This is a genomic window from Aeromicrobium senzhongii (assembly GCF_014334735.1).
GTDB lineage: Bacteria > Actinomycetota > Actinomycetes > Propionibacteriales > Nocardioidaceae > Aeromicrobium > Aeromicrobium senzhongii.
Window position 1 is genome coordinate 31,748 of record NZ_CP060587.1, and the last position, 24,576, is coordinate 56,323.

25 protein-coding genes, 1 tRNA gene and 1 pseudogene are annotated in these 24,576 nt (G+C 70.0%); 11 read left to right on the forward strand and 16 right to left on the reverse strand.

The genetic code is table 11. The annotated features are described in order from the left end of the window. Positions 1-6: 6 nt before the first annotated feature. Both H9L21_RS00165 and H9L21_RS00170 read right to left on the reverse strand, forming a co-directional pair. Complete coding sequence (locus tag H9L21_RS00165) at positions 7-861, reverse strand: oxygenase MpaB family protein (protein WP_154597253.1); 855 nt, start codon at positions 859-861, stop codon at positions 7-9. Between the two features lie 150 nt (positions 862-1,011). Further along, complete coding sequence (locus H9L21_RS00170) at positions 1,012-1,497, reverse strand: universal stress protein (protein ID WP_187411634.1); 486 nt, start codon at positions 1,495-1,497, stop codon at positions 1,012-1,014. Between the two features lie 113 nt (positions 1,498-1,610). On the opposite strand from H9L21_RS00170, the gene H9L21_RS00175 reads away from it, so the two are divergent. The 3 genes from H9L21_RS00175 (at position 1,611) to H9L21_RS00185 (ending at position 4,007) form a co-directional block, all read left to right on the forward strand. Further along, the gene (locus H9L21_RS00175) at positions 1,611-2,768 is read left to right on the forward strand and encodes a GAF domain-containing sensor histidine kinase (RefSeq protein ID WP_187411635.1); all 1,158 of its coding nucleotides are present in this window, start codon (positions 1,611-1,613) and stop codon (positions 2,766-2,768) included. A gap of 5 nt (positions 2,769-2,773) precedes the next feature. Further along, entirely contained in the window at positions 2,774-3,406 is a 633-nt protein-coding gene (locus H9L21_RS00180; protein ID WP_304518638.1) for a response regulator, read from the forward strand. 157 nt (positions 3,407-3,563) lie between these two features. Next, positions 3,564-4,007, forward strand: a complete 444-nt coding sequence (locus tag H9L21_RS00185; protein ID WP_154597250.1) for a VOC family protein — start codon at positions 3,564-3,566, stop codon at positions 4,005-4,007. 141 nt (positions 4,008-4,148) lie between these two features. Here the strand turns inward: H9L21_RS00185 and H9L21_RS15575 are convergent, their stop codons facing one another. The 3 genes from H9L21_RS15575 to H9L21_RS00200 form a co-directional block, all read right to left on the reverse strand. Then, positions 4,149-6,836, reverse strand: coding sequence for an ABC transporter ATP-binding protein/permease (locus H9L21_RS15575; RefSeq protein ID WP_154597249.1), 2,688 nt, complete (start codon positions 6,834-6,836; stop codon positions 4,149-4,151). Then, positions 6,836-7,918 carry an ABC transporter permease gene (locus H9L21_RS00195; protein WP_255467104.1) on the reverse strand — a complete coding sequence of 361 codons (1,083 nt, stop codon included), beginning with the start codon at positions 7,916-7,918 and terminating at the stop codon, positions 6,836-6,838. The genes H9L21_RS15575 and H9L21_RS00195 overlap by 1 nt, the downstream gene beginning before the upstream one ends. Before the next feature lie 79 nt (positions 7,919-7,997). Next, entirely contained in the window at positions 7,998-9,581 is a 1,584-nt protein-coding gene (locus tag H9L21_RS00200) for an ABC transporter substrate-binding protein (protein ID WP_154597248.1), read from the reverse strand. A gap of 154 nt (positions 9,582-9,735) precedes the next feature. On the opposite strand from H9L21_RS00200, the gene glyA reads away from it, so the two are divergent. From glyA to H9L21_RS00215, 3 genes are read left to right on the forward strand one after another with little or no spacing between them, the layout of a single operon-like run. After that, positions 9,736-11,013 carry a serine hydroxymethyltransferase gene (gene glyA, locus H9L21_RS00205; protein ID WP_154597247.1) on the forward strand — a complete coding sequence of 426 codons (1,278 nt, stop codon included), beginning with the start codon at positions 9,736-9,738 and terminating at the stop codon, positions 11,011-11,013. Then, positions 11,010-11,744, forward strand: a complete 735-nt coding sequence (locus H9L21_RS00210; RefSeq protein ID WP_154597246.1) for an SURF1 family protein — start codon at positions 11,010-11,012, stop codon at positions 11,742-11,744. Before glyA ends, H9L21_RS00210 begins: the two co-directional genes overlap by 4 nt. A 9-nt stretch (positions 11,745-11,753) precedes the next feature. Next, entirely contained in the window at positions 11,754-12,092 is a 339-nt protein-coding gene (locus H9L21_RS00215; RefSeq protein ID WP_154597245.1) for a DUF3817 domain-containing protein, read from the forward strand. Between the two features lie 4 nt (positions 12,093-12,096). Here H9L21_RS00215 and H9L21_RS00220 read toward each other — a convergent pair whose 3' ends face one another. The 3 genes from H9L21_RS00220 to H9L21_RS00230 all read right to left on the reverse strand — a co-directional run bounded on the left by H9L21_RS00220 (position 12,097) and on the right by H9L21_RS00230 (position 13,667). Continuing rightward, positions 12,097-12,300: a helix-turn-helix transcriptional regulator gene (locus H9L21_RS00220; RefSeq protein WP_154597244.1), complete on the reverse strand. Its 204-nt coding sequence runs from the start codon at positions 12,298-12,300 to the stop codon at positions 12,097-12,099. Further along, the gene (locus H9L21_RS00225; protein ID WP_154597243.1) at positions 12,300-12,674 is read right to left on the reverse strand and encodes a hypothetical protein; all 375 of its coding nucleotides are present in this window, start codon (positions 12,672-12,674) and stop codon (positions 12,300-12,302) included. The genes H9L21_RS00220 and H9L21_RS00225 overlap by 1 nt, the downstream gene beginning before the upstream one ends. Positions 12,675-12,893: 219 nt before the next feature. After that, positions 12,894-13,667, reverse strand: coding sequence for an enoyl-CoA hydratase/isomerase family protein (locus H9L21_RS00230; RefSeq protein WP_187411636.1), 774 nt, complete (start codon positions 13,665-13,667; stop codon positions 12,894-12,896). Between the two features lie 173 nt (positions 13,668-13,840). Here H9L21_RS00230 and H9L21_RS00235 point away from each other — a divergent pair, with 173 nt between their 5' ends. Beyond that, on the forward strand, positions 13,841-14,371 hold the full coding sequence (locus H9L21_RS00235) for a peptidylprolyl isomerase (RefSeq protein ID WP_222865808.1): 531 nt from the start codon (positions 13,841-13,843) through the stop codon (positions 14,369-14,371). A 98-nt stretch (positions 14,372-14,469) separates the two neighbouring features. Then, positions 14,470-15,234, forward strand: coding sequence for a rhomboid family intramembrane serine protease (locus H9L21_RS00240; RefSeq protein WP_222865809.1), 765 nt, complete (start codon positions 14,470-14,472; stop codon positions 15,232-15,234). 77 nt (positions 15,235-15,311) lie between these two features. Here the strand turns inward: H9L21_RS00240 and H9L21_RS00245 are convergent, their stop codons facing one another. Next, complete coding sequence (locus H9L21_RS00245; protein WP_187411638.1) at positions 15,312-15,560, reverse strand: cell division protein CrgA; 249 nt, start codon at positions 15,558-15,560, stop codon at positions 15,312-15,314. Positions 15,561-15,623: 63 nt separating this feature from the next. Between H9L21_RS00245 and H9L21_RS00250 the strand changes: the two genes are divergently transcribed. After that, positions 15,624-16,367 (forward strand): DUF881 domain-containing protein, encoded by a 744-nt coding sequence (locus H9L21_RS00250; protein ID WP_154597241.1) that lies wholly within the window; start codon positions 15,624-15,626, stop codon positions 16,365-16,367. Positions 16,368-16,372: 5 nt separating this feature from the next. On the opposite strand, the gene H9L21_RS15380 is transcribed toward H9L21_RS00250, so the two are convergent. The 7 genes and pseudogenes from H9L21_RS15380 to H9L21_RS00280 form a co-directional block, all read right to left on the reverse strand. Then, complete coding sequence (locus H9L21_RS15380; protein ID WP_255467105.1) at positions 16,373-17,209, reverse strand: PASTA domain-containing protein; 837 nt, start codon at positions 17,207-17,209, stop codon at positions 16,373-16,375. 25 nt (positions 17,210-17,234) lie between these two features. Continuing rightward, positions 17,235-18,104 (reverse strand): annotated as a pseudogene (gene pknB / locus H9L21_RS15385) (Stk1 family PASTA domain-containing Ser/Thr kinase); the annotation flags it as partial. Positions 18,105-18,155: 51 nt separating this feature from the next. Further along, positions 18,156-19,601, reverse strand: coding sequence for a peptidoglycan D,D-transpeptidase FtsI family protein (locus H9L21_RS00260; RefSeq protein WP_255467106.1), 1,446 nt, complete (start codon positions 19,599-19,601; stop codon positions 18,156-18,158). Further along, positions 19,598-20,983: an FtsW/RodA/SpoVE family cell cycle protein gene (locus H9L21_RS00265; protein WP_187411639.1), complete on the reverse strand. Its 1,386-nt coding sequence runs from the start codon at positions 20,981-20,983 to the stop codon at positions 19,598-19,600. The genes H9L21_RS00260 and H9L21_RS00265 overlap by 4 nt, the downstream gene beginning before the upstream one ends. Continuing rightward, entirely contained in the window at positions 20,980-22,293 is a 1,314-nt protein-coding gene (locus H9L21_RS00270) for a PP2C family protein-serine/threonine phosphatase (RefSeq protein WP_154597239.1), read from the reverse strand. The genes H9L21_RS00265 and H9L21_RS00270 overlap by 4 nt, the downstream gene beginning before the upstream one ends. Continuing rightward, positions 22,294-22,785, reverse strand: a complete 492-nt coding sequence (locus H9L21_RS00275; RefSeq protein ID WP_154597238.1) for an FHA domain-containing protein FhaB/FipA — start codon at positions 22,783-22,785, stop codon at positions 22,294-22,296. It abuts the gene before it with no gap. 19 nt (positions 22,786-22,804) lie between these two features. After that, a complete protein-coding gene (locus tag H9L21_RS00280) occupies positions 22,805-23,515 on the reverse strand; it encodes an FHA domain-containing protein (protein WP_187411640.1) in 711 nt (236 codons plus the stop codon). 195 nt (positions 23,516-23,710) lie between these two features. Here H9L21_RS00280 and H9L21_RS00285 point away from each other — a divergent pair. Beyond that, a tRNA-Leu gene (locus H9L21_RS00285) sits at positions 23,711-23,793 on the forward strand. An 81-nt stretch (positions 23,794-23,874) separates the two neighbouring features. Next, positions 23,875-24,504 carry a M15 family metallopeptidase gene (locus H9L21_RS00290; protein WP_154597237.1) on the forward strand — a complete coding sequence of 210 codons (630 nt, stop codon included), beginning with the start codon at positions 23,875-23,877 and terminating at the stop codon, positions 24,502-24,504. The last annotated feature ends 72 nt before the right edge of the window (positions 24,505-24,576 follow it).

Below are 24,576 nucleotides of genomic sequence, written 5' to 3' on the forward strand. Positions count from 1 at the left end.
GGAACCTCATGTGGAGCGCTCGGGGGGCGACATCGCCCAGCCGATCGCGCGGGTGACCACGGTGCCGCCCGCCCGGACGGCGGTCGCCTCCGTGATCGGCAGCCATGGCAGGCGCAACGGGACGCGTGCCCACCGCGGCAACAGGCCCACGGCAGCGGCGGCGAGCAGGCCGTACGGCGGACGGATCGCCCACGGAACTGGCGGGCGCAACAGCATGAAGCGGGCCGCCTCGCGGGCGGCGGGCGTGCTGTGGAGCTCGGGACGGTACGCGCGCAGGGCCTCCTCGAGTGCGGCGACGTCCTCGGGCAGATCGGTGGCACCCAGCAGTCGAGCGGTCACCGCGGACTGGGCCACGTAGCGATCACGCTCGGTGGCCGAGAGGCGGCGGGACCCGTACCGGTCGTGGGCCCGCAGGAAGGAGTCGGCCTCGGCCACGTGCACCCATCGCAGCAGGTGCGGGTCGGACGCGGCGTACGGACGACCGTCGTCGGCGGTCCCCCGGACCCGTTCGTGAATCCGTCGGACCGCGCCGATCGAGCGGTCGGCGTGCTCGATGGTGCCGAACGTCGTCTCGGCGAGGAAGCCGCTGGTCCGCTGCAGGCGTCCCCACGGGTCGCCGCGGAAGCCCGAGTGCTGGTCCACGCCGGCCATCGCCAGCGGGTGCAGGGACTGCAACAGCAGCGCGCGGATGCCGCCGACGAACATCGAGGCGTCGCTGTGCACCCGCCAGATGGGGTCGTCCGGGGTGAACCGCCTCGGGCCCTCGGTGGCGTGGATGCGCTCGCGGCGACGTGGGCCCTCAGGCCCCGCGACTCGGGCGAAGATCACCGATCCGGCGTGCTCACGGACCCTCTCGATCATGGAACCAACGTAGTCCCGGCGGCACAGTGCCGCCGGGACTGCGGGAGATGGGGCCTCCGAGGGGGGAATGAGGCCCCGTGCGAGGGCCGACGCCGGGGGGACGCGTCGACCACAACGGTGGAGCGGCCGGGACCTGGGTCCCGGCGCGCCTCAGTGGTCGACCAGCTCGTCGGCCGACTCCACGTCCAGCACGTCGCCCGTCGAGACGGTCGGCACCGCCACGACCACGCACTGGGCGTGCGTCAGGCAGTAGTGGCTGACCGAACCGAACAGGACCCGGCTGATACCGGTGTGGACGCGAGTCCCCACCACCAGCATGTCGGCCGCGCGGGAGGCCTCGACGAGGGTCGGGCCGGGGGCGCCCTGGACCACGTCGATGCGGCGGGGACGACCGCTCGGATCCTGGGCGCCGATGGTCTCGGTCACCCAGCGGGCGGCGTTCGAACGGGCGTCGGACTCGTAGGCCATCCACGGCACTTCTGCACCGGCCATGGCGACCGCGGCGTCGATCTGCCAGACGTGAACGATCTTCAGTTCGGCGTCACGCAACTCCGCCTCACGGGCTGCCCACTTCAGGGCGGAGGCTCCGGCGGGGGTCTCGTCGACGCCGACGACGATGGTGTTGTTGCTGCTCATCGAATCGTTCCTTTCGTACCTGTCCATTGTGCGTCGGCAGGTGAGGAGTCGGCAGGGTCGAATGTCACGAGTTGCTGGGACCTTGGGCCCGACCGGGTCGGTACGGTGGGCGCGTGGACGAACTGGACCGGATTCGGTGGGAGAACATCGTCGATGCCGCGGTCGCGGTGACGTCGGACCTGGACCTCGACAGCCTGTTGCGGCGCATCATCGACCAGGCCCGTGAGCTGACCGGTGCGCGGTATGCCGCCCTGGGCGTGCTGGGCCGCGACTCCGACGACGAGCTGGTCGAGTTCCTGGTCGAGGGCATCGATCCCGACACCGCGGAGTCGATCGGCCGGCTGCCCCGCGGCCACGGGGTGCTGGGGGTCGTCCTGCGTGACGGGTGTCCGCTGCGTCTCGAGGACGTCGCCTCGCACCCGGACTCGGTGGGATTCCCCCCGAACCATCCTCCGATGGGCGCGTTCCTCGGTGTCCCGGTCCGGGTCAACGGCGTGGTCTTCGGCGACCTGTACCTCACCGAGAAGACCGGTGGTTTCACCGCCGACGACGAGCGTCTGGTCACCGGCCTGGCCGCCGTGGCCGGCACGGCGATCAGCAACGCCCGGCTCTTCGACGAGCTCGCCAGCACCCGCGCCGAGCTGACGCGCCTGGCCGTCATCGAGGACCGCAACCGGATCGCCCGCGACCTGCATGACCTCGTGATCGGTCGGTTGTTCGCGGCCGGGTTGGCGGTCGACCGGGTCGCGCGCCACGTGCCCGAGCCCTGGGCCGAACGCGCCTCCCAAGCGGTCGATGACGTCGACCGGGCCATCGCCGACCTGCGCGGGGCGATCTTCGCCCTCGGTTCCGATCCGGCCACCGACGGCGCGCGTCTGGTCCGCATGCTGAAGGCCACGGCGGCGCCTCTGGGGTTCGCCCCGACGATCGAGGTCCAAGGTGACCTGGCGGTGTTGGACATCGGTCTGCGCAGCGACGTGCACGCGGTCATGAACGAGGCCCTCGCCAACGTGATCCGCCACGCGCACGCCTCGAAGGTGGACCTGTGCCTGGACGTCGAGCCGGACCGTGTCGTCGCGAGCGTGACCGACGACGGGATCGGCATGGGTGACCACGTGCCGGCCAGCGGCCTGGCGAATCTGCAGGAGCGCGCCCGTCGCGCGGGTGGCACGCTGACGATCGAGCCGGGTCCGGAAGGGGTCGGCACCCGCCTGGTCTGGAGCGTTCCGGTCGGGAACGGAGTTCAAACCGGAGCGGCTTCCGTAGGCTGACCCCCGTGACCGAAGCGACTGATCTGATCCGCGTCTTCCTGCTCGACGATCACGAGGTGGTCCGCCGCGGGGTCGGCGACCTGCTCGAGGACTCCGGGACCATCACCGTCGTGGGCCAGGCCGGCACGGTCGCCGAGGCGGCCGAGGCCATCGAGCGGCTCCAGCCGGACGTGGCCGTGCTCGACGCACGGCTGCCCGACGGCTCGGGCATCGAGCTGTGCCGGCGGGTTCGCCTGTCCGCCGAGAACACCGCCGTGCTCATCCTCACGTCCTACGAGGACGACGAGGCCCTGTTCGACGCCATCATGTCCGGCGCCTCGGGGTTCCTGCTCAAGCAGGTGCGCGGCAACGACCTGGTCGACGCCGTCCAGCGCGTCGCCGCGGGCCAGTCCCTGCTCGACCCGGCCGTGACCCGCTCGGTCCTCGAGCGGCTGCGCCACCAGGCCGCCCCCGATCCCCTCGCCGACCTCACCGCCCAGGAGCGCAAGGTCTTCGACCAACTGCGCCTGGGTCACTCGAACCGCGAGATCGCCGCGCATCTGTTCCTGTCCGAGAAGACCGTCAAGAACTACGTGTCGACGGTGCTCGCGAAGCTCGGGCTGGAGCGGCGCGGCCAGGTCGCCGCCTGGAAGGATTGACAACTGCCTGGCCGAGATACGGCCGCGAGCGGTCACGACTTGCACACCCCCTTGCCGCGGACCAAGTCGCCACCCCGGTCCTGGACCACTGCCTTCATCCGCCCACGCTGTGGATCGTCGGTACCAGCGGCGGTCGCCCGCATGGTAGGAGTGGTTGATGACCGACGACGTCATCCTCGGTATCGCGATCGACTGCACCGACCCCCGACTGCTGGCGCGCTTCTGGATGACGGCGCTGCCCTACGTCGAGGCGTCGCCCCCGGCCGGGTGGGCGTCCTGGGAGGACTTCCTCACCGCATGGGATGTACCCGAGTCCGAGTGGAACGACGGTGCCGCCATCGAGCCCGAGAACGGCTCCGGACCCACGATCAGCTTCCTGAAGGTGCCCGAGCCCAAGCAGACGAAGAACCGCGTCCACCTTGATGTGAAGGTCTCCGGCGGGCGCCACGTGGATCCGCAGACGCGCGAGAGCCGCATCCGTGCCAAGCAGGCTGAACTGCTCGCCGCCGGAGCCGTGAACCTCACCGAGCACCGGGCCGGCGACCACCTCGACCATTTCGTGATGGCCGATCCCGAGGGCAACGAGTTCTGCATCGCCTGACGGACGCGCCGGTCAGGCCAACGGTCCGCCCTGCCTGACCGCGAACGCCGCGAACCGCTCGCGCATGATCCCGTGGGTGGCCGCGTCCGGACGAAGGGCGTCGGCCAGGGGCGGTCTGGGTGTCGATCGCCGGGAACTCGACTACGCGCCGGTCAGCAGGTCACCGCGCGCAGCACGGCGGCGGCGCTGCTCGGCCGGATCGGGCACCGGCACCGCGGCGATCAGGCTGCGCGTGTACTCCTGGGTGGGACGGCGCAGGACCTGGTCTCGGTCGCCCAGCTCGACCAGCTTGCCGCGTTGCATCACGGCCACCCGGTTGGCCAGGGTGTCCACGACGGCGAGGTCGTGGGTGATGAACAGGCAGGCGAACTGCAGCCGCTGCTGCAACTCCAGGAACAGCTCCAGCACTCGCGACTGCACGGAGACGTCCAGCGCCGAGGTCGGCTCGTCGGCGATCAGCAGATCGGGATCCAGTGCCAGGGCGCGTGCCAGGCTGATGCGCTGACGCTGCCCGCCGGACAGCTCGTGCGGGAAGCGCTCGGCGAAGTCGCGCGGCAGCTCGACCGAGTCGAGCAGGCTCTGGACCTTCTCGGTCACCTGCGCGCTCGTCAGGTCGGTGTGCACCCGCAGCGGCTCGGCGATGCAGTCCAGGATCGACATCCGCGGGTTGAGCGACGCGGCGGGATCTTGGAAGACGAAGCCGAACCGGCGGCGGAACGGCCTCAGGTCGGCGTCGCTCAGGCCGGAGACCAGCTCGCCGCCCACGCGGACCGTGCCCGAAGTCGGCTGCTGGAGACCGACGGCGACCCGGCCGAGGGTCGACTTGCCCGAGCCGGACTCGCCCACGAGTCCGAGGACCTCGCCGCGGTGCACCTGCAGGCTGACGTGGTCGACGGCGCGGAAGACCGGCTCGCCCCAGCCGCCGGCGAACTCGACGACGACGTCGTCGAGGTCGAGCACGACCGGTGCGTTCTGCAGCGGTGCCGGTCCGGTCGCCGTGGTCCCCTCCGCAGCGCGCGTGCGACCGAGGTGGGGCACCGAGTCCAGCAGGGCGCGCGTGTAGGGATGCGCCGGAGCCGAGAACAGCTGGTCGACCGGAGCCGTCTCGACGATCTTGCCGCGGTACATGACCACGACGCGATCGGCCATGTCGGCGACGACGCCCATGTTGTGCGTGATCAGCACGATCGCGGTGCCGAGCCGGTCCCGCAGGTCCAGCAGGAGCTCGAGGATCGCGGCCTGGACCGTCACGTCCAGGGCCGTGGTGGGCTCGTCCGCCACGATCACGTCGGGGTCGCAGGCGATCGCGATGGCGATCATGACGCGCTGCTTCTGGCCGCCCGAGAGCTGGTGCGGGTAGTAGTCGACGCGCTGGTCCGGATCGGGCAGGCCGACCAGGTCCAGCAGTTCGACGGCACGGGCGCGGGCCTGCGACTTGCTGACGTCGCGGTGCGCGCGGATCGCCTCGATGATCTGCCAACCCACGGTGCGCACGGGATCGAGCGCGGTCGAGGGCTCCTGGAAGATCATCGAGATCTCGTCGCCGCGGACGGGGCGCAGGTCGCGCGAGCTCATCCCGATGAGCTCGCGCTCGGCGGCGTCGGACGTGCGCAGGACCGCCGATCCGTCGACGTTCGCCGTGCCGGGCAGCAGGCCCATGACGGCGCGGGACGTGACGGACTTGCCCGAGCCGGACTCGCCGACGACGGCCACGACCTCACCGGGCGCGACGTCGAAGCCGACGTTGTCCACCGCGACGATCCGGCCGGCGTCGGTGCCGAAGCTGACGCGCAGGTTCGACAGCGACAGGACCGCGGTGCGTCGCGGCGGCTGGCCGTTCGTTCCGACCGGGGCCTCGGTGCCCGATGCCACCTCGGGGGCGGGGGCCAGGTCCTCGGCGAGCTCGATCTCGAGCTCGCTCTCGGCCTTGTCGCCACCGCGGGTGCGCAGCAGCGGGTTCATGATGTCGTTGAGGCTCTCGCCGAGCAGTGTCACGCCGAGCACGACCAGCACGATGGCCAAGCCCGGGAAGAGACCCGTCCACCAGATGTCATTCGTCGCGTCGGGCATCGCCTTGTTGAGGTCGTAGCCCCATTCGGCGGCGGCCGACGGCTCGATGCCGAAGCCCAGGAAGCCCAGGGCCGCCAGGGTCAGGATCGCCTCGGAGGCGTTCAAGGTGGCGATGACCGGCAGGGTCTGCGCCACGTTCGACAGGACGTGCCGGCGCAGGATGCGGGGCGTGCGGACGCCCACGACCTTCGCGGCGTCGACGTACGGCTCGGTCTTGACCGAGACGGTCGCGTTGCGGATGACGCGGAAGTACTGCGGGATGAAGATGACGGTGATCGAGATCGCCGCCGACGCGATGCCGCCCAGGGCACCACTCGAGCCGCCCGAGACCACGATCGACACGACGATCGCCAGCAGCAGCGAGGGGAACGAGTACAGCGCGTCCATCACCAGGACGAGGGTCTTGTCGAGCCAGCCGCCGAGGTAGCCCGAGACCAGGCCCAGCGGGACGCCGATGAGGCTCGACACGGCCACGGCGAGCACGATGACCTCGACCGCGGTGCGGGCACCGTAGATCACGCGGGACAGCACGTCGGTGCCGCCGACGGTCGTGCCGAACCAGTGGTCGGCACTGGGCGGCTGCTGGGTGCCGAACAGCACTCCGTCGTCGCCGCGGACCTGGTTGAAGTCGTAGGGGGCCAGCCACGGCGCGAAGACCGCGAGCACGAGGAAGAACGCGATGAGGAACGCGCCGAGCAGCAGCATGAACCGCTGCAACCCGTGGGACTGCTCGATGACGCTCTTGCCGGGGTACCGCATCAGAACCTCACTCGGGGGTCGACGAGCGCCACGATGGCGTCGATGAGGAAACTCGCGATGCACACGACGAACGCGATCGCGGTGACGATGCCCTGCACGGCGAGGAAGTCGCGCCGGATCAGGTACTGCGCCAGCTCGTAGCCGATGCCCTTCCACTCGAAGGTGGTCTCGGTCAGCACGGCGCCGGCCAGCAGCATGGCGATCTGCATGCCCATGACCGTGACGACGGGGACGAGCGCGTTGCGGAAGGCGTGCTTGCGCTCGACCTGGCGCTCGGAGACGCCGCGGGCGCGGGCGGCCGTGACGTAGTCGGCGCGCAGCGTCTGCAGCAGGTTGACGCGCACGAGGCGCAGGAAGACGCCACCGGTGAGCAGGCCCAGGGCGAGGGCGGGCAGGACCGCGTGCTGCAGGACGTCCCACACGTACTTCGGCTCTCCCCACAGCAGGGCGTCGATGATCATGATGTTGGTCTGGGGCTCGACCTTGGCCAGCGTCAGCTCGGTGGCGGTCGAGGCGCGGCCCGAGGTCGGCCAGCCGAACGGCGCGGTGGCCAGCTTCAGCAGCAGGCCGACGAAGAAGACGGGCGCGGCGTACGCGACGATCGCGAACAGCCGCAGCAGCACGTCGGGCCAGCGGTCGCGGTACCGCGCGGCGATCCGGCCGAGCGGGATGCCGACGGAGAAGGCGACCAGGAGTGCCCAGAAGGACAGCTCGAGAGTGGCCGCGCCGTTGACGATGAGGATGTCGGTGACCTCGCGGTTGTCGGTCAGCGTCGTGCCGAAGTCCCCGCGCAGGATGTTGCCCAGGTACTCCACGTACTGGGTCAGGATCGGCCGGTCGAGGCCGGCCTCGGCCTTGCGCTCGGCGATCTGATCCGGCGTCAGTCGACCACCCTGCGCCGCGGTGATCGGGTCACCGATCACCCGCATGAGGAAGAAGACCAGGGTGACCAGCACCCACAGCATGGGCACGATGAGGGCCAGCCGGACCAGCAGGTAGCGCGCCAGCGGGCTCAGCCCGCCGCGGCGGGTGGGCGGCTCGGCCGACGGTGTGTCGGCGGCGACGAGGACGTCAGTGGTCACAATGCACTCCTGGCAGCGTGGAAGCGGGGTCCCGGCGCGCCGACCTGGCGCGCCGGGACCCCGTTCCTGGGTTGATCGGTTACTTCGACAGCGACGAGAACCGGAACTTGAACGACGCGTCGAGCGTGTCGTCCACGCCCTTGACGTCGGTGCCCGAGACCGCGACCTGCGCGCCGGTCAGCAGCGGGAGGATCGGGATCTGGGCGGCCACCATGTCCTGTGCCTTGGCCAGGGTCGCCTCGCGGGACGCCTGGTCGGAGTCGACGCGCTGGGCGTCGAGCAGCTTCGTCATCGCGTCGTCCTCGTAGTGCGACTGCAGGAAGTTGTTCGGCGCGAAGAACGGCGTCAGGTAGTTGTCGGCGTCCGGGAAGTCCGGGAACCAGCCCAGCTGGAAGGCCGGGTAGGCGTCGGCGACGCGCTCCTCGGAGTAGGTGTTCCACTCCGTCGACTGCAGGTTGACCTTGAACAGGCCGTCGGCCTCGAGCTGGCGCTTGACCGCCTGGTACTCCTGGTCCGAGCTGCTGCCGTAGTGGTCGGGGCTCCACTGCAGGTTGAGCGTGACGGGGGTCTTGACGCCCGCGTCCTCGAGGTACTTCTTCGCGGCGGCGGGGTCGGGCTTGTCGCCGTAGGCGTCCTTGAACGCCTCGGTGGCACCGGTCTGGCCCTCCGGGACGGCCGAGTACGCGGGCGTGAACGTGCCCTTGTAGACCTCGGAGGAGATCTCGTCGCGGTTGACCAACGAGGCCGCGGCCTTGCGGACGGCCAGCTTCTGCTCGGCGCCGTCGCCGGGCATCGTCTTGAGGTTGAAGACGATGTAGCGCAGCTCGCCACCGGGGCCCGTGTGGACCGTGACGTCGTCCTTCTTCTTCTCGAGGCTCTCGATGTCGGTCGGCGTCAGCGAACGGTAGGCGACGTCGATGTCACCCTTCTCGACGTCGAGCTTGAGGTTGTTCGAGTCGGCGTAGTACCGCATCGTCACGTCGGACTTCGGCTCGCCGTAGGTGCCGTCGTAGTCCGGGTTGATCGTGAACTCGGCCAGCTCGTTCTTCTTGTACTCGCCGATCGTGTACGGGCCGGCGAAGCCGTTGGCCTCGACCGCCTCCTCGTCGGAGAGCAGCTTGTCGGCGGGGTAGGTCTCCTCGTCGACGATCGGACCGGCGGAGGTGACGAGCACCTGGGCGAAGGTCTGGTCGTTGGGGGCCGCGAGCGTGAACGCCACGGTGGAGTCGTCGCGCGCCTCGACCTTCTTCATGGCGCCGAGCAGCGAGGCCGGGCCGTTGGGGTCGTTGATGTCGACGATGCGCTGGAACGAGAAGGCGACGTCGGAGGCGGTGAGCTCGTTGCCGTTGGCGAACTTCAGGCCCGACTTCAGGGTGCACACGTACACGGTGGGCTTCTCGAAGTCGCACTTCTCCGCGGCGTCGGGCGTGAGCTCGGTGCTGCCGGCCGGGAAGTTGAGCAGGTACTGGTACACCTGCGTCTGCACGGCCATGGAGCCGTTGTCGTACGAGCCGGCCGGGTCGATGGAGACCACCTTGTCGGTGGTGCCCACGATCAGGCCCGCGTCGCTGTCGTCGCTCCGGCCGGAGCCGCACGCCGCCAGCACGGAGCCGGCGAGGGTGGCAGCAGCCAGCACGGTGGCGCGTCGCCGCATGGAATTCATCCGATCCTCCTGTCGGGTGTCCACCATCTGGACACTCGGTCCAGACGGTACTCCCGACCGGCGGAGCGTGCCACGTCCTGAAGGTTGCGTTTCTATTAACCGCTCGCCGGACGGGCGAATCGGGGTGTCACCCCAGGGCGATACCCTTGGACTCATGAGCCATGACCAGCATCTCGCCGAGTTCGATCCCGACGTCGCGGCGCTCCTCGACGCCGAGTTGGCTCGCCAGCAGACGACGCTCGAGATGATCGCCTCCGAGAACTTCGCTCCGGTCGCCGCCCTCGAGGCGCAGGGCAGCGTGCTGACGAACAAGTACGCCGAGGGCTACCCCGGCAAGCGCTACTACGGCGGCTGCGAGTTCGTCGACCAGGTCGAGCAGCTGGCCATCGACCGGCTCAAGCAGCTCTTCGGCGCCGAGTACGCGAACGTGCAGCCCCACTCGGGCGCCTCGGCCAACGCCGCGGCCCTGCACGCGATCGCCACGGCCGGCGACACGATCCTGGGCCTCGACCTGGCCAACGGCGGCCACCTGACGCACGGCATGAAGCTCAACTTCTCGGGCCGGCTCTACAACCCGATCGCCTACCACGTCGTCCCCGAGACCGGCCTGGTCGACATGGACGAGGTCCGCGCCCTCGCGATCGAGCACCGTCCCCGCGTGATCATCGCCGGCTGGTCGGCCTACCCGCGCCAGCTCGACTTCGCCGCGTTCCGCGCGATCGCCGACGAGGTCGACGCCGTCCTGTGGGTCGACATGGCTCACTTCGCCGGCCTCGTCGCCGCGGGCCTGCACCCCAGCCCGCTGCCGCACGCGCACATCGTCACCACCACGACGCACAAGACCCTCGGCGGCCCGCGCGGCGGCGCGATCCTCACCAACGACGAGGCGATCGCCAAGAAGATGCGCTCGGCCGTGTTCCCCGGTCAGCAGGGCGGCCCGCTCGAGCACGTGATCGCCGCCAAGGCCGTCGCGTTCAAGATGGCGCTCCAGCCCGAGTTCGCCGAGCGCCAGCAGCGCACGATCGAGGGCGCCCAGATCCTCGCCGACCGGCTCCTGGCCGATGACGCGGTCGCCGCCGGCATCCAGGTCCTCAGCGGTGGCACCGACGTGCACCTGGTCCTGGTCGACCTGCGCAACTCCGAGCTCGACGGTCAGCAGGCCGAGGACCGTCTCGACCAGGTCGGCATCACCGTCAACCGCAACGCGGTCCCGAACGACCCGCGTCCGCCGATGGTCACGTCCGGTCTGCGGATCGGCACGCCCGCGCTGGCCACCCGTGGCTTCGGCGCCGAAGAGTTCCGTGAGGTCGCCGACGTCATCGCCGCGGCGCTGCAGCCCGGCGAGGTCGACATCGACGGCCTGCGCAAGCGCACGGCCGTCCTGGCCGAGCGCTTCCCGCTCTACCCCGGCCTCAAGCCGTTCACGTCATGATCGATCGGCCGGGACCCGGTGCGTGGTTCGCTCCGCGCCTGCTCGGCCTGCACCTGTTCGCGATCGTCGCGATCGGGTGCTGCATCTTCATGGGCACGTGGCAGCTGGGCGTGTACGACCAGCGCCAGGCCGACGAACAGGTCCAGGCCGCGGGCTCCGGTCCCGCCGACATCGAGTCGGTGTGGGGTCCGGGCGAGGTCTTCACGACCGACCAGGACCAGCGCGCCGTCACGGTGACGGGTCGGTTCCGGCCCGCCGCCGAGCAGCTGTGGGTCACCGATCGCACCGATGACGGTCGGTCGGGCGTGTGGCTGCTGGCCCCGGTCACGGTCGACGAGGCGCAGTTGATGGTGGTGCGGGGTTGGGCGCCCAAGCCCACCGCCACGTTCCCCGAGGTGCCGACCGGTCCCGTGTCCTTCGAGGCCGTGCTGCAGCCGGGCCAGGAGTCCGGGGCGGGCTGGGATCCCCAGGCCCGCACGATCGGCTCGGTGCGGATCCCGACCCTGCTGAACGAGCTCGGCTACGACAACCTGTGGTCCGGCTTCGCGATCGCGACCGATCAGAAGGTGGCCGGCGGCCTGGACGTCGCCGAGGTCCCGTCGCCCGACGTGTCGTGGACGGCCGGCGGCCGCAACCTCGGATACGGACTGCAATGGTGGGTGTTCGCGGTCTTCGCGCTCTTCATGTGGTGGCGCATGTCCCGCGAGATGGTGCTTGGCCGAGATCGGTAATCTGGGGCCGTGAACGATCGACTCCTGCGCGCTTACCAGGTCATGGCGACCATCGTCGGACTCAACCTCCTGATCGTGATGGCGGGCTTCATCGGCAAGATCGCCACCGACGCGGGCTCGTGGTGGAACCTCAACCAGGACATGTTCCTGGTCATCGACCAGGTGCACGGCTTCCTGTTCATGATCCTGATCGTCATCGTCGCGCGCCTGACCCTGCGCGAGAAGTGGTCCTGGGGCTTCATGCTCAGCGTCATCGTGCTGGCGTGCATCCCGTTCGTGTCCTTCTGGTCCGAGCGCCGCACCACCCTGCGCGTCCACGCCGGCCGCCAGCCCGCCGCTGCGGTCTGACGCTCTAGCCCTCGTCGTGCCCGGGGACGAACAGGTCCTCGATCCGGCACTCGAACACCTCGGCCAGCCGAAACGCCAACGGGAGTGAGGGGTCGTACCGGCCCTTCTCGATGGAGATCACGGTCTGGCGCGAGACGCCGAGCTCGTCGGCGAGGCGCTTCTGCGACCATCCGCGCTCCTCGCGCGTGCGCAGGACGTGGTTGAGCATCAGCCCTCCCGGCGCCTGATCCACACCAGTCGAACGCCGACGTCGGCCATCGCGAAGGTGGTCAGAGCGATGAGCGCGACCCTGAGCGAGACGGCCAGGTCGACGATCACCCCGGCGACCAGGACCACGCCCAGGACCAGCAGCAGGTCGGTGAAGGCGCCGCTCTGGGCGCGCTGCAGCCAGTGGGACTCGATCGTGTCGTCAGGGCGCTGCACCGCGTCGCGGATCGAGCCCGGGTCGACGAGGGCGACCCATGCCATCGCGAAGACCGACGGCAGCGAGACGAACGCCACCAGGAGGATCTCGCTGCGGCGCGACCCGTCGAGCCCCGCCAGCGCCCACAGCGCGAGCGCCCCCGACACCGAGAGCGCCACCCCGGTGCATCCTGCCAGCAGTACCGCGGTCCCACCCCCGAACCGTGACCGTCCCCACAAGCTTTGGTCCTTCACCTGCGACGTCATGCCTCGACCGTAGTGTCAAGGAGCTTTGACAGTCAAGGGACCTTGACCTCTCCGCCCCGAGATTTGCTTCTCAACTCACCTTTGATTGCCCCTCAAAGGTCGAAATAGGAGCAAATCTGGGAGGGGCGGAGGTCAGCGGCCGGCGAAGGCGGCGTTGCCGGGGCCGTCGGCGAGGAAGGAGGCCATGCCGTGCTGGAGGTCCTCGGTGTCGAAGAGCTCGGCGGCGATGGCGGTGGTGCGGGTGATCGAGCCGGGCACGCCCCCGGCCTCGAACTCGCGCAGGATCTCCTTGGCTGCCGCGAACGCGCGGGTCGGGCCCACCGCGAGGTCCGCGGCGAAGGCGTCGACGCCGGCGTCCAGCTCGTCGGGGGCGAAGACGCGGTTCACGACGTTCCAGCGCTCGAGGGTGGCCGCGTCGTACGGGGTCCCGGTGAACACGAACTCCTTGGCCCGCGCGACGCCGGCACGGCCCGCGAAGCGCTGCGTGCCGCCCATCGTGGGGGTGAGACCGATGACCCGCTCGACCAGGCCGAACTTCGCCTTCTCGGAGGCCAGCAGCACGTCACAGGCGAGCGCGACCTCGAGGGCCCACGTCAGTGTGAGGGCGTGCGCGACGAACACGGTCGGCACCGGCAGCGCCGCGAAGCGCTCGGGCAGCTCCAGCATGCGGTCGTAGAGCGCCTGGGTGTCGGCCTTCGTCTTCCGAGCGTGGAACTGGGCCACGTCCACACCGCCCGAGACGATCTTGCCCTCGGCGCGCACCACGAGGACGCGGGGCAGGTCGGCCTCGACCTGGTCGAGGGCCGCGTCGAACTCGTCGTGCAGCTCCAGCGAGTAGAGGTTCACCGGTCCGGACGAGAACGTCAGCGTCGTGACACCCGCGTCGTGGCGGAGGTCGACGGTCACCGGTCCGTCCTGGGATCGTAGGAGCCACCGCGGTCGGCGGTCGCCTTGCGGAGCACCACGACAGCGGTCGCCGAGGCGACCAGGAGCAACACCAGTCTCGACATGCCCCCACGCTAGCGGTCCTCGTTCGTCGGGTCGTGCAAGGATGGACTCAACCCCTGAAAGGACGTGAAGTGCCCATCAACGCAACGCTCCACACCAACCGTGGAGACATCAAGATCGAGCTGTTCGACCACCAAGCACCCAAAACGGTGGCGAACTTCGTCGGCTTGGCCGAGGGCACGAAGGAATGGGTCGATCCCGCCACTGGTTCGGTGTCGACGAAGCCCTTCTACGACGGGCTCACGTTCCACCGCGTGATCTCCAACTTCATGCTCCAGGGCGGCGACCCGCTCGGTGACGGCCGCGGTGGACCCGGTTACGAGTTCGACGACGAGTTCCACCCGGAGCTGCAGTTCGATCGCCCGTACCTGCTCGCCATGGCCAACGCCGGCACCAAGCCCAACGGCTCCGGAACGAACGGCTCGCAGTTCTTCATCACGGTCGCCAAGACCGAGTGGCTGAACCGCAAGCACTCCATCTTCGGCGAGGTCAAGGATCCCGAGAGCCGCGCCGTGGTCGACGCGATCGCCGCGATCGAGACCGACCGGTTCGACCGTCCGGCCGAGCCCGTCGTGATCGAATCCGTGACCATCGAGCGGTGACTCCCGAGGGCGCCGGTCAGCAGACCTGCTACCGGCATCCCGACCGGCCTGCGTACATCCAGTGCCAGCGGTGCTCGCGGTACATCTGTCCTCAGGACATGCGTGAGGCCAGCGTCGGCTTCCAGTGCCCCGAGTGCGTGAGCCGGGGCCAGGCGGCCGTGCGCCAGCCGCGCACGATCGCGGGCGGGGCCGTCACCGGCAGCGCCGGAGCCATCACCTACGCGATCATCGCGATCAACATCGCGGCCCAGGTCGTGGTGATGGCCACCGGCGGTGCCGGCAACCCCAACCAGAGCGAGTTCTTCCGCTGGGGCTGGATGAGCGGCATCGAGGTCGCCCAGGGCGACTACTGGCGCCTGATCACGGCCGCGTTCCTGCACGGCGGCCTGACCCACATCGCGCTGAACATGTTCGCGCTCTATCTGTTCGGGCCCTACGTCGAGCAGACCCTCGGCCGCGTGCGGTACGTCATCACGTACCTGACGCTCGCCATCGGGTCGTCGGTGCTGGTCTATCTGCTCGAGGACCCGTTCACGCCCACGATCGGTGCGTCCGGCGCGGTGTTCGGGCTCTTCGGCCTGGCGTTGATCTTCTTGATCCGCACGCGTCAGAACATCACCGGAATGGTCGTCATCTTGGCGATCAACGCCTTCTTCAGTCTGCGCTCGGGGATCAGCTGGGAGGGCCACCTCGGCGGCTTCCTCACCGGTGTCGCCCTCGGCCTGGTGTTCGCCTACGCGCCCCGCGATCGCCGCACGCTGGTGCAGGTCGTGGCCTTCGTGGTGCTGTGGGCGCTGTTCTTCGCCGCGATCGCCTGGCGCACCGACCACCTCGTCGGATCGCTCGTTCCGGGCTTCGCCTGAGCGTCGCGGCACCGAATCACACGGGTGTAGTTATCCACATGTGTGTGCACACCTGTGGGTAATCACATCGGTGTGATTCACTCCCACTTCATCGCGAAGCCGAAGGCCGCGAGGATGAATCCCATGCCGATCACGAGGTTCCAGCCACCGAGGTCGCTGTAGCCGGGGATGGTGACGTCGGTGTTGCTGATCGTGTAGAACACGACGATCCAGGCCAGGCCGATGACCGCGCACGCGACCATCAGAGGAGCGGCCCACCGGTTGCCGATGCGCACCGGCTTGGGGCCGTTGTCGTCGACGGACTTGCGCTTGAACCTGTTGAACACGAGCTTCTCCCGGTCGGGCGGCGGCGAGGCCGCGGTGTGACGTACTCCGCTAGCGTAGTCGCCGTGCGGGACACGCCACGTCATGAGGGGAACAACGCGACCGTCAGCAGGTGGAGCCTGCTGGCGCTGGCGCTGGCCTGCGTGTGCGGAATCGTGGTGGTCGCCGCCGCCGTGACGTCCAACGGATCGGACCTGCGCCCGGCCGGTGGAGACCTGAACTCGGTCCTGCGCGACCGGGCTCGTGAGGTCGAGACCCGGCGCGAGGAGGCGGCCCGGCTGCAACGCGAGGTCGACGCGATGAGCCGCAAGGTCGACGATGCGGACCTGCGTCGCGACCTGCGCCGCGTGGAGGCCCTCTCCGGCCCGGCCGGTCTGACGCCCGTCCAGGGACCCGGCCTGCGCATCGCACTGGAGGACGCCCCCCGCTCCGTCGAGTTCCCGGGACTGGACCCGAACCTGCTGGTGGTCCACCAGCAGGACATCCAGGCGTTCGTGAACGCCCTGTGGGCCGGCGGCGCCGAGGCGGTGACGCTCCAGGGCCAGCGGCTGATCAGCTCGATCGGGATCAAGTGCGTCGGCAACACCGTCGTGCTCGACGGCGTGCCGTACGCCCCGCCCTACGTCATCGAGGCGATCGGGGACCAGGCCGCTCTGCGCCAGGCGCTGGCCGCCTCGCCCGAGGTGGCGACCTACACGCAGTACGCCGAGCGCTACAGCCTCGGGCTCGACGAGCGCGCCGTGGACCGGATCAAGGCTCCGGCCTACGACGGCAGCGTCTCCATGCGGTACGCGACCGCCCTGGACTGACCTCCTCAGGGGAGGAGGTCGTCGTCCGTGGGCTCCGTGGTCGGGGTGGGCGTGGGCGTGGTGGGAGCCGGCGGTCGCGACACCGTGATGGTGATCGTCGTCCCCGGCGAGACCATGCTGCCGGGCTCGCGGCTCTGCGCCGTGACGGTGCCGTTCGGCGCGGTGCCGGACGTGTCGTTCTGCACCGAGACCTTCAGGCCGGCGTCCTCGAGCGCCTGGCGCGCGTCGTCCGCGCTCTGCCCGACGACGTTGGGCACGTCGACCTGACCACGCGAGACGATGAGCGTCACGGTGCTGCCGCGCTCGACGGAGGACCCCGGCGGCGGGTTGCTGTTGAGGACGCGGTCCTTCGGCTGGTCGCTGTCGGTGTTCTGACGCTTGACCTTGAGACCGTACTGGTCGCCCTCGAGCAGGTCCTTGGCCTCGTCGTACGAGTAGCTCGTGAGGTTCGGCAGATCGACCAGCTCCGGACCGGAGCTGACGACGAGGTCGACCGCGGTGCCCTCGTCGACCGTGGTGCCGGCCTCGGGATCGGTCGCCATGACCTGGCCCTCGGGGATGTCGGCGCTGGTCTGCTCGCGCGTGTCTCCCACGGTGAGGTTCTTCGACTCCAGCCGGTTCGTCGCGGTCTCGACGTCGAGGCCCTCGACCCGCGGCACGGCGACCTGCGGAGGCGCGTTCTCCTCGTCGCCGCCGTTGAGCATCAGGGCCACGCCGATCGCCGCCGCGATCGCCAGCAGGACGAGCGCCAGGGCCCACCACTTGGCGTGGCCCTTCTTCTCCTCCTCCTCGCCGCGGGGGCAGGACGGGGGCCGTGACGGCCGGTGCGACCTGCGTGGCACCGGCGGTGACCGGAACGGCCTGCGTCGGGGCGTCGACCGAGCCCCCGGCCAGCACCCGCTCGATGTCCTTGCGCATCTCGCCGGCGCTGGAGTAACGGTCGTCGACGCGCTTGGCCAGGGCCTTCGCGACCACGTGGTCCACCGCGACCGAGACGTCGGGATTGAGCTGCGACGGCGGCCGGGCCTCCTCGCGCACGTGCTGGTACGCCACGGAGACGGGACTGTCGCCGACGAACGGCGGCCGTCCCGTGAGCAGCTCGTAGAGCACGCAGCCCGTGGAGTAGATGTCGCTGCGGGCGTCGACGGTCTCGCCGCGGGCCTGCTCGGGCGACAGGTACTGCGCCGTGCCGATGACCGCTGCGGTCTGGGTCATTGCGCTCGAGGTGTCGGCGATCGCCCGGGCGATGCCGAAGTCCATCACCTTGACCTTGCCCTCGGGCGTCAGCATGACGTTCGCGGGCTTGATGTCGCGGTGGATGATGCCGGCGCGGTGGCTGTAGTCCAGCGCCGCCAGGATGTCGGCGGTGATCGACAGTGCGCGCTCGGGCAAGATCTTGCGGCCGTCGCGCAGCACGTCCCGCAGGGTGCGGCCCTCGACCAGCTCCATCACGATGTAGGGCACCGTGGCGCCGGAGGCGTCGGTGGCCTCGCCGGTGTCGTAGACCGCGACGATCGACGGGTGGTTCAGGGACGCCGCGGACTGCGCCTCGCGGCGGAACCGCTCCTGGAACGTCTCGTCGGCGGCCAGGTCGGCACGGAGCAGCTTGATCGCCACGGGACGGCCGAGCCGCAGGTCGTAGCCGGCGCGGACATCGGCCATCCCGCCGCGTCCGACCAGCTCGCCGACCTCGTAGCGGCCGCCGAGCGGCTCCATCTTCGCGTCACTCTCGGTCATGGTTTCCAGTCTCCCAAAGGGTGGATGAGGTTCATCGGAGCACTGCCTCCATCACGGCACGGGCGATCGGCCGCCCAGGCGGCCTCCGGCGATGTCACTGGTGTTCTGCGCGGACTCGACCAACACGGCGACGGCGACCTGGGGATCGTCGGCCGGTGCGAAGCCGATGAACCACGCGTACGGGGGTCGGTCGGGTGCGGACTCGGCGGTTCCGGTCTTGCCGCCGACGTCGATGCCGGGGATCGCGGCGGGGCTGCCGGTGCCCTGGTCGACGACGGAGACCATCATGTCGCTGAGCTCGCGGGCGTCGCCCGCCGACATCGGGCGCCCGAGCTCCTGCGGCTCGGGCTGCTCGAGGATCGAGAGGTTGGGCGCCCGCACGGTGCGGACCAGGTGCGGCTTCATCAGGACGCCGTCGTTGGCGACCGCGGCCGACACCATGGCCATCTGCAGCGGCGTGGCCGCGACCTCGAACTGGCCGATGCCGGACTGCGCGAGCTGCGGCGGCTCGAGCTTGGTGTCGGGATCGGCGGTGAAGCGGCTGGCGGCCGAGGGGAGGTCCTCGATGGGCCGCTCGCCGAAGCCGAACTTCGCGGCCTGGTCGGCCATCTTCTCCTGGCCGACCTTGCCGGCGAGCCAGCCGAAGGACACGTTGCACGACACCTGGAGCGCACGCTCGAAGCTGATCGGGTTGCCGCCGCAGCTGCTGCCGCCCTGGTTGGTGAGCTTGTAGCCGATGCCGGGGAAGCCCAACGTCGCTCCGCCGCGCACGTCGTCGTCCGCGGAGAGGCCGAGGTCCTCGATCGCGGCCGCCGACGTGACGATCTTGAACGTCGATCCCGGCGGCAGGGTGGTCTGGGTGGAGCGGTTGGTCAGCGGCTGCGTCTTGTCCTTCTCCAGCCGCTGCATCGTCCGCATCACCTTGTCGGCGTCGTGGCTGGCCAGCTGGTTGGGGTTGTAGGTGGGCTGGCTGACCATCGCCAGGACCGCACCGGTCTGCGGGTTGAGCGCCACGACCGCGCCGCGGGTCTCCTCGCCGAGGTCGGCCAGCCCTTCGAACGCGGCCTTCTGGGCGGCCGCGTCCAGGGTCAGCTCGACGCTGCCGCCCTGCGGCTGGTCGTTGCCGATGAGGTCGATGACCCGGTTGACGAACAGGCGGTCGTCGCTGCCGGACAGGATCGAGTTGTACGAGCGCTCGATGCCCGCCTGGCCGTACTGGTACGAGAAGTAGCCCGTCACCGGCGCGTAGAGCTTCGGGTCGGTGTACTTGCGCTGGAACTGCCACCGGTCCTTGACCGGGACCGACTGGGCGATCGGCTCGCCGTCGACGATGATGGCGCCGCGCTCGCGGCTGAACTCCTCGTCGATGACCCGACGGTTGCCGGGCTTCTCGTTGAGGTCGTCGGCCTGCACGAATTGGACGTAGTTCGCGTTGAGGAGCAGTCCCATGAACATCAGCAGGCAGACGACGGCCATGGCGCGGATGGGCTTGTTCACGACAGCTTCACCACCTGGGTGGCCTCGTCGCCGCTGATGGGGGTCGCCTCGGGCGCGGGCCGACGGGTCTGGTCGCTGATGCGCAGCAGCAACGCGACGATGATCCAGTTCATGATGATCGACGAGCCGCCGGCGGCCAGGAACGGCGCCGTGAGGCCGGTCAGCGGGATCAGCCGGGTGACGCCGCCGGCGACGACGAACACCTGCAGCGCGAACGAGACCGACAGGCCGACCGCCAGCAGCTTGCCGAAGGCGTCGCGGCAGGTCAGCGCGATGCGCAGGCCTCGCTCGACGATGAGCCCGTAGACCATGATCACGGCCATGAGCCCGGCCAGGCCGAGCTCCTCGCCGATCGACGACAAGATGAAGTCGGAGAACCCGAACGGCGTCAGCTCGGGGCTGCCCTGACCCCAGCCGCGGCCGAGCAGGCCGCCGTGGCCGAGCCCGTAGAGCGCGGTGATGATCTGGTAGTTCTGGTCAGGGTCGCTCCACGGATCGAGCCAGGCGTCGAAGCGGGCGCGGACGTGCCCGAATGCGAGGTAGCCGAACCAGGCGCCCACGGCGAACAGGCCGGTGCCGACGACGAGCCACCCCGGACGCTCGGTGGCGACGTAGAGCATCACGACGAACAGGCCGAAGAACAACAGCGACGAGCCGAGGTCGCGCTGGAAGACCAGGATGCCGACGCTGATCAGCCAGCCGAGCAGGATCGGGCCGAGGTCGCGTCCGCGCGGCAGGTCGACGCCGAGGATCCGGCGGCCGGCCAGGGCGAGCGCATCACGCTTGGCGACCAGGTAGCCGGCGAAGAAGATCGCGAGGGCGATCTTGGCCGCCTCGGCGGGCTGGAAGCTGAAGGGGCCCAGCTGGATCCAGATCTGGGCGCCGCGCTTGGCGCTGCCGATGACCGGCAGGATCGGCAGGATCAGCAGGGCGATCGCGGCGAGCCCGAAGGTGTAGGTGTACTGCTGCAGCCAGCGGTGGTCACGGATCAGCACCAGGACCGCGACGAACATGAGCACGCCCAGGATCGTCCAGCGCAGCTGGCCCTGCGCGAACGGACCGAACGGAGAGCCGATCGAGTCCAGGCCCAGGTCGATGCGGTAGATCATGACCAGGCCGATGCCGTTGAGACACACGACCAGGGGAAGCAGCACGGGGTCGGCGTACCCGGCGAACCGGCGGACCGCCAGGTGGGCGCCGAGCGCAACGAGGGCGTAGACGCCTCCGACCGTGTAGATGCCCGAGGGGACCGTGCCGTCGATGCCCAGACCCACCGCCGCGTAGGAGCCGATGCCGATCGCGATCGCGAGCAGCAGCAGTCCCAGTTCGGCGGTGCGGCGCTTGCGGGGGATCCAGGCCGGGGTCGCGCCCGCGGCACTCACGGGGTCTCCGTCGGCTCGGGCGTCGCGCGGGTGCGGCGCGGCGCGGGTGAGGGCGTGGGCGTCGGGGTCGGCGTCGGCTCGACGGCCTGGATGCTCAGGTTGGTGACGATGCGCTTGGCCTCGTCGTGGTCGGCGGCGGTGATGCCCGCCGCGACCCGGTCGCGCTGATAGGCCGGCAGGGTGTCGATCTCGATCTGCGTGACCTCGTCGAGGTGCGCCAGGGTGACTCCGGGAACCGAGAGGTCCACACCTCGGAAGATCGCCACCTGACCGTCCTGGGAGGCGACGAAGTACTGACGCTGGGACCAGTCGTAGGCGTACGCGCCCGCACCGCCGAGCAGGCCGACGATGACGACGGCGACCAGGGCCCAGCGCACCCAGCGTCGCCGCGGGACGGGACGGGGCGCGTAGCGCAGCTCCTCGGGGTCGGCTTCGACCGCACCGGAGTCGGCGGTGAGGCTCGAGGTCGGCGAGGTGGCGGCCCGGACCGAACCGGTGCGACCGCGTGCCTGGTTCGTCGCCGCGCCCACGATCTGGGGCTGACCGTCGGCGCAGACGAGGTCCTCGTCCTCGGGCTCGTCGGCCGACACGAACTCGGCGATGACGACGGTGACGTTGTCGTACCCCCCGGACTCGAGCGCGAGCCGGATCAGCTCGGTGGCGGCGACGTCGATCGTCTCGAGCTTCATCGTCCGCTCGATCGTCTCGTCGTCGACCATGTCGGTCAGGCCGTCGCTGCACAGCAGGTACCGGTCACCGGCCGAGGGCTGCAACCACGTGAAGTCCGGCTCGAAGTCGTCGCGGCCCAGGATCGCCTTGAGCAGCAGCGAGCGGTGCGGGTGGACGCGCGCCTCCTCGGCGGTGATGCGCCCTTCGTCGACGAGGCTCTGCACGAAGGTGTGGTCGATGCTGAGCTGGCTCAGGCGGCCCTGGCGCAGGCGGTAGGCCCGCGAGTCGCCGATGTGGGCCACGGCCAGCTTCTCGCCGTCCCAGAGCATCGCCTCGAGGGTCGTGCCCATCCCCTCGACGGCGGGGTCGTCACGGATCAGCTCGGCGAGGCGGTGGTTGGCGTGGGCGACGGCGGTGCGCATCGCCTCGAGCGCGTCGCCGTCCTCCTCGGGATCGAGGTCGCGGTCGATCTGGCGGATCTCGGCCAGGGCGGCCGAGGAGGCCAGGTCACCGGCGGCGGCGCCGCCCATGCCGTCGGCGATCACCAGCAGCCGAGGGCTGGCGTAACCGGAATCCTGATTGTTCGAACGGCGCAGACCGACGTCGGTGAGCGCCACGTAGCGGTAGGTCAGGGACGCCATCTACTTGCGCAACTCCACGATCGTCTTCCCCAACCGGACCGCGGTGCCGATGGCGACAGGCTCTGGAGTGGTCACGCGCTGGCTGCCGATGTACGTGCCGTTGGTCGACCCGAGGTCCTCGACGAACCACTGCTCGCCGTTGGTGGCGAACCGGGCGTGGCGGGTGGAGACGTAGTCGTCGTCGAGCCGGATCGCCGCGTCGGTGCCGCGGCCGAGCAGGACCGGCTCGGTGCCGACCGGCACGCTCTGGCCCGCATTGGGACCGTCGACGATCACGAGCTGGCTGGGGGCGCCCCGCGCGCGGCGGTTGCGCGTTCCGCCCTTGGCCGGCTTGACCGGCTTCTGCTTCTGCTTCTGCCCCTTGGGCGGCTTGGGGGTCTGGACCTTGGTGCCGAAGATGTCGGTGCGGATCACGGACACGGCCGAGAGCACGAAGAGCCACAGCACGGCCAGGAAGCCGAGCTTGATCAAGGTGAGGGTCAGTTCGCTCATCGGCCCCCCGCGTCCCCGGTCACCCGATCTCCTCGCTGATCTGGACCGCGATCGTCGTGTTGCCCAACCGGACGGTGGACCCGTTGCGCAGGAATGCTGCGTCCACGCGGCGTCCGTCGACGATGACCCCGTTGGTCGACCCGAGGTCGCGGATCTCGACGCCCGAGCCGAGGAACGAGATCTCGGCGTGGTTCCGGCTGATGCCCGGGTCGTCGATCTTGAGGTCGGCGCTGGAGCCCCGCCCGATCGTGATGCCGGGCGGATTCACCGGGTGACGCAGGCCTCCGATGTCGAGGACGACCTTGGCGCGGCGTACCGCGGTGTCGGTGATCGGCTCGCCGCGCACCGGGGTGACGGACGCGTTGGAGGCGCTGACGATCGTGAACCGGCCGGTGTGCAGATCCTCGTCGAGGGCGAACTCGATGTGGAGCGGCCCGGCGGCGGTGTAGTGCTGCTCGGCGATGTGCTCCTTGAGCAGCGTCGCCAGCTCGCTCGAGAGCGTCGCCCCGTACGGCGCGAGGCGCTCGTGGTCGGCCGGCGAGAGTTCGACGGTGAAGTCGTTGGGCACGAGCCTGCGCTCGCGGCTGATGATCGTGGCGTTCTGGTCGACCTCGCGCTGCAGGGCCGCGGCGATCTCGACCGGCTGGACGGCGCTGCGGAAGGCGCGCGCGAAGGCCCCGGTGACCGCACCTTCGAGGCGCTTCTCGAAGCGCTGCAGTACTCCGGCCACGGGTGCTCACCTCCTGGGCATGCGAACGACGGCGACGTCTGGTCCTGTTGATCGTATCGACACCCGACCACATCGGGGTCGTTCGCGCCTGCGACCCGCCGCACAGTGGGTCCACGGATCGCTGGGTGACCCACCGCGTTCGTGGTGCGGTGAGTGCCTGTTAGACTCTGACGTCGGTTCGGTTATCCGGACCATGCGCGAGTGGCGGAATGGTAGACGCGCTGGCTTCAGGTGCCAGTGTCCGCAAGGGCGTGGGGGTTCAAATCCCCCCTCGCGCACAGTGACAAGGGCCGGATCCCACGGGATCCGGCCCTTTCTCGTTCCCCGGTGACGACCGCGTGCGCCCGTAGCATCGTCAGATGCTCCTGTTGTCCGATCCATCCGTCGCGGCCGTCCCGGTGCACGACCTCGGCGAGCCGCTGGTCGACGTCCGTGAGCTCGGACTGGCCCTCGATCACCGCAAGGCGGACCCGCAGGGGTCGTGGGCGCGGGTGCGTGAGGGAGTGGGCCGGCGCCTGGTCCGCGCCCAGCAACTCCTGCCCGAGGGCTTCTCGCTGCTGGTTGTCGAGTGCCATCGACCGGCCGCCCTGCAGCAGCGGTACTTCGACGAGCACTGCGCGGAGCTCGCGGCGACGCGTCCTGGCCGCAATGCCGAGCAGGTGGCGATCGAGGCGAGCCAGCACATCTCGCCCCCGGGCGTGGCGCCGCACCCGTGCGGCGCGGCGGTGGACCTCACGCTGGCGGTGGACGGACGCGAGCTCGATCTGGGCACGCGGGTGAACGCCACGCCCGACGAGAGCGACGAGGCCTGCTTCACGGCGGCGACGAACGTCCCCGCCGAGGCGCACCGGCTGCGCGACGTCTTGGGCGCGGCGATGTCGGGCGCGGGTTTGGTGAACTATCCGCCCGAGTGGTGGCACTGGTCCTTCGGCGACCGCTACTGGGCCACCGTCACGGGCGCACCGGCGGCGCTGTACGCCCCGATCTGAACCGGGAACGCCGATGGCCCCGAGGAAGACCTCGGGGCCATCGGCGTTGCTGTTCTTATGACGTCGTCTCTA